Raw genomic sequence first — 4,623 nt, 5'->3', positions numbered from 1 at the left:
CGGTCACCTGGCCTACCTGATCTACACATCGGGTACGACCGGGACGCCCAAGGCGGTGCAGGTCGCGCACGCCAACCTGCTGCACACCCTTCACGCCAGCCAGCACGCCTTCGGCTATCGCGCCAGTGATGTCCAGCCCTGGCTCGCCTCGGTCGCCTTCGACATCGCCGCCTTCGAGCTGTTCAATCCACTGCTCGGCGGCGGCACCGTCACCATCCAGACCCAGGAGCAAATCCTCGACCTGCCGCAGTTGGTGCGCGACCTGCAAGGCTGGACCCTGCTCCACGCCGTGCCCAGCCTGCTGCGCCAGATCGTGGAGCACGCTGCCACAAACGGCCCGACCCACTACGCCGGGCTGCGCCGCATCTGGGTCGGCGGCGATGTCGTGCCGCCCGACTTGCTCGCCGCCGCCCACACTGTCTTCCCGCACGCGGACCTCGTCGTGCTCTACGGCCCGACCGAAGGCACGATCATCTGCGCCTGTCACCGCGTCGATCCTAGCCACCTCCCCAGCCGCCCGGTCATCGGGCGTCCGCTGCCCAATAGCCAGCTCCGCCTCATCGATGCCCACGGCCAGCCGGTGCCCATCGGCGTCGTTGGTGAGCTGTATCTCGGTGGATTGGGCGTGACCCGTGGCTATCTCCATCGCCCGGAGCTGACGGCGGAGAAATATGTTACCATCGACGGGCAGCGCTGGTATCGCACCGGCGACCTGGCGCGCCACCTGCCCGACGGCACGCTGGAATTCGTGGGGCGGAGTGACGACCAGGTCAAGATCCGGGGGTATCGCATCGAACTCGGCGAGGTCGAGGCGGCGCTGGCCCAGCATGAGGCCGTCCGTGAGGTGGTCGTGGTGGCGCGCGCCGAAGTGGACGACGCCGAGCGTCGCCTGGTGGCCTATCTGGTGGCGCATGAGGGCACGACCGTGCCGAGCGCCGAGGCGCTGCGCGCGTTCCTGCTGCGCACGCTGCCCGCCTACATGGTCCCCAGCGCTGTTGTGCCGCTCGCCGCCCTGCCGCTCACCCGTCACGGCAAGGTCGATCGCAACGCCCTGCCTAATCCGGAGGAAAGCCCGGCTGATCCTGCCGCATCGTATGTCGCGCCGCAGACCGCCGCCGAGCAGACCTTAGCCCAGATCTGGGCGGCGGTCCTGCGCGTCGAGCAGGTGGGGGTGCACGACAACTTCTTCGCCCTGGGCGGCGACTCGATCCTGAGCATTCAGGTTATCGCCCGCGCCCAGCAGGCCGGGCTGCGCCTGACCCCCCGCCTGCTCTTTCAGCATCAGACGATTGCTGAACTGGCCGCCGTCGCCGCCATCGCGCCCGCCATCGTCGCCGAGCAGGGCCTTGTCACCGGCGACGTGCCGCTCACGCCGATCCAGCACCACTTCCTGGCCCAGGCGCTCCCCAACCCGCATCACTTCAACCAGGCCATGCTGCTGGACGCCGGCGAGCCGCTCGATCCGAGCGCGCTGGAGGCCGCGCTTCAAGCGCTGCTGCGCCATCACGATGCGCTGCGGCTGCGGCTGGCGCGCACCGAGGCGGGCTGGCGGCAATATCACGCCGCGCCGGACGACACCCCGCTGCTGACCACCATCGACCTGCGCGCCGTGCCGCTGGCGGACCAGACCCAGGCGCTCGCGGAGGCCGCCCGTGCCGTCCAGCGGTCGCTGCACCTCGCCCACGGCCCGCTGCTGCGCGCCGCGCTCGTCCAGCGCGGCCACCACCAGCCCGACCGGCTGCTGCTGGTGGGGCATCACCTGGCGGTGGATGCCGTCTCGTGGTCGGTGCTGCTCGCCGACCTCGAAACCGCCTATCGCCAGCTCGCGCAGGCGCAGCCGCTCGCGCTGCCACCCAAGACCACCGCCTTCCAGCAATGGGCCGCACGGCTGGTGGCGTATGCCACGTCGCCGACGCTGCTGGCCGAGCTGCCCTCCTGGCTGCGCGTCGTCCAGCGCGCGCTGCCGCCGCTGCCCGTCGATTTCCCCGGCGGCGCCAATACTCTGGCGACCAGCGCACAGGTGACGGGGCGGCTGAGCGCCGAGGAGACGACGGCGCTGCTGCACGAGGTGCCGCAGGCCTACCAGACGCAGATTACCGACGTGCTGCTGACCGCGCTGGCCCAAACCCTGACGCACTGGACTGGCAATGCGGTACGCATTGAGCTGGAAGGCCACGGGCGCGAAGACCTCTTCGCCGAGGTCGATCTGGCGCGCACGGTGGGCTGGTTCACCACCCTCTACCCGGTGGTGCTGGAGGTCGACCCGTGGGCCGGGCCGGGCGAGCAGCTCAAGGCGATCAAGGAGCAGGTGCGCCAGATCCCGCAGCGCGGCATCGGCTATGGCCTCCTGCGCTACCTCAATGAGAGCCAGGACACCGCGCCGCTGCGCGCCATGCCGCCCGCCCAGATCAACTTTAACTACCTCGGTCAGCTCGATCATGGGGTTCAGAGAACGGGACTTCTCAAACCTGCCCATGACTCGATCGGCGAGACGCAGAGCGCGGATAACCCACGGCGCTATCAGGTGGAAATTACCGGCTTGATTCACGATGGAGTTCTGCAATTCTCGTGGAGCTACAGCGAGAAACTGCATCAGCGCGCCACGATCGAGCGCCTGGCGCAGGAGTACATCGCGGCCCTGCGCGCCCTGATCGAGCACTGTCTCTCGCCGGATGCCGGGGGCTTCACCCCCTCCGACTTCCCAGAGATGGATTTTGATCAGGAAGAACTGGATGACCTGCTTGAAGAACTGAGCGGAACCGTCGAGGAGTAGAATGAGCAAAAAAAGGAATCTCGTCGAAGCAATCTATCCACTTTCGCCCATGCAACAGGGCATGCTGTTTCATACACTCTATGATCAAGGATCGGGCCTGTATGTAACGCATATCACCCTGACTCTTCGCGGCAATCTGCATGTTCCATCGCTTCAACGAGCCTGGGAACTGATCATAGAGCGGCATCCGGTTTTGCGCACGGCCTTTGTCTGGGAGCGCCGCGACGAGCCGTTTCAAGTTGTGTATCGGCAGGTGCGGCTCCCATGGCAGGAGTACGACCTACGTGATCGCTCCCCGATCGAGCAGGAAGAGCAGCTCGCAGCATTTTTAGCGGACGATCTCAGCCGGGGCTTTGATCTCGACAAAGCGCCACTGATGCGCCTCGTGCTCTTCCAAACCGCCGCCGACACCTACCAATTCGTGTGGAGTCAGCACCACCTGCTGATGGATGGCTGGTCGCTGCCGCTGGTGCTGAATGAGGTTTTTACCGCATACGAGGCATTCGCGCACGATCGCGAGATCCAGTTTGCTCCATCCCGCCCCTACCGCGACTACATCGCGTGGTTGCAGCGCCAGGACATGGCCCAGGCAGAAGCTTTCTGGCGGCAGTTTTTGGAGGGCGTCACGGCTCAAACGCCCCTTGGCGTCGATCGACCTGTCGGACCGGATGCGGGCACAGCCGAGAGTATCGAGCTGGAAACCTACCTCTCGACCGAGACGACGGGCGCGCTGCACGATCTGGCCCGGCAGCATGGCCTCACCATGAATACGCTTGTACAGGGCGCGTGGGCGATCCTGCTGAGCCGCTACAGCGGGGAGCCGGATGTGGTCTTCGGCGCGACCGTCTCCGGGCGGCCCGCCGAGCTGCCGGGCGTCGAGCAGATGATCGGCCTGTTCATCAACACGCTGCCGGTGCGCGTGCCGGTGCGGCCTGCCGCGCGGCTGCTGGACTGGCTCAAGGCGCTGCAAGCGCAACAGGCCGAGCTTCGCCAGTACGAGTACAGCCCACTCGTGCAGATCCAGGGCTGGAGCGACGTGCCCCGTGGGCAGCCCTTGTTTGAAAGCATCGTCGTCTTCGAGAACTATCCCAGCGAGGCGGGGCGCTCCGATCGAGGCAACCGTCGCAGCCTGGAGGTTTCTACCCGACGCAGCATGGAGCGCAGCAATTATCCGCTCAATCTGACAACCGCCGTTGCCGATAAGGTCTTGCTGCGCGTCACGTACGATCGGCGGCGCTTCGAGCCGGAGACGATCGCACGGCTGCTGGCGCATCTCCAGCGCCTGCTCGCACAGTTCGCCGCCCAGCCCACCCAGCCGCTCGCCGCCCTGTCCCTGCTCGCCCCCGCCGAGCGGCTGCACTGGCTCCGCGCCTGGCACGCTCCCGCCGTGCCCGTCCCCGCCCCCGCCACGCTGCCCCACCTGATCGAAGCGCAGGCCGCCCGCACCCCCGATGCGCTGGCCGTCGTGGTTGCCGACGCGCAGCTCAGCTATCACGAGCTGAATGCCCGCGCTAACCAGCTCGCCCATGCCCTCCGCGCGCGCGGTGTCGGCCCCGATACCCGCGTCGGCCTCTGCCTTGAGCGCTCCCTTGATCTCGTCGTCGCGCTGCTGGCCGTGCTCAAAGCCGGTGGGGCCTACGTCCCGCTCGACCCGACCTATCCCGCCGAGTTGCTCGGCTTGATGCTCCGTGATGCCCAGGTCGCCCTCCTGCTCACCCACGCCGCGCTCCGGCCTGCACTACCCGGCCAGGCTGCCGCCGTGCTGTGTCTCGATACCGCCGCTGAGCTGCTCGACCACCAGCCAACCCACAATCTGCCCGCCGTCGATCCCGATCACCTCGCCTATGTGA

General features: G+C 67.3%; 2 protein-coding genes. Both read left to right on the top strand.

The features are described 5' to 3' along the window. Positions 1 to 2,773, top strand: a 2,773-nt coding sequence (locus VFZ66_25385) for a condensation domain-containing protein (GenBank protein HEX6292545.1), incomplete at its 5' end; no start/stop codon positions are given. Between the two features lie 61 nt (positions 2,774 to 2,834). Next, the coding region (locus VFZ66_25380) for a condensation domain-containing protein (protein ID HEX6292544.1) at positions 2,835 to 4,623 on the top strand (1,789 nt) is incomplete at its 3' end.

Source organism: Herpetosiphonaceae bacterium (genome assembly GCA_036374795.1).
Taxonomy (GTDB): Bacteria; Chloroflexota; Chloroflexia; order Chloroflexales; family Kallotenuaceae; genus LB3-1.
The sequence above is the reverse complement of the archived record's forward strand: the minus strand, read 5'-3'. Positions and strand labels throughout refer to the sequence as shown.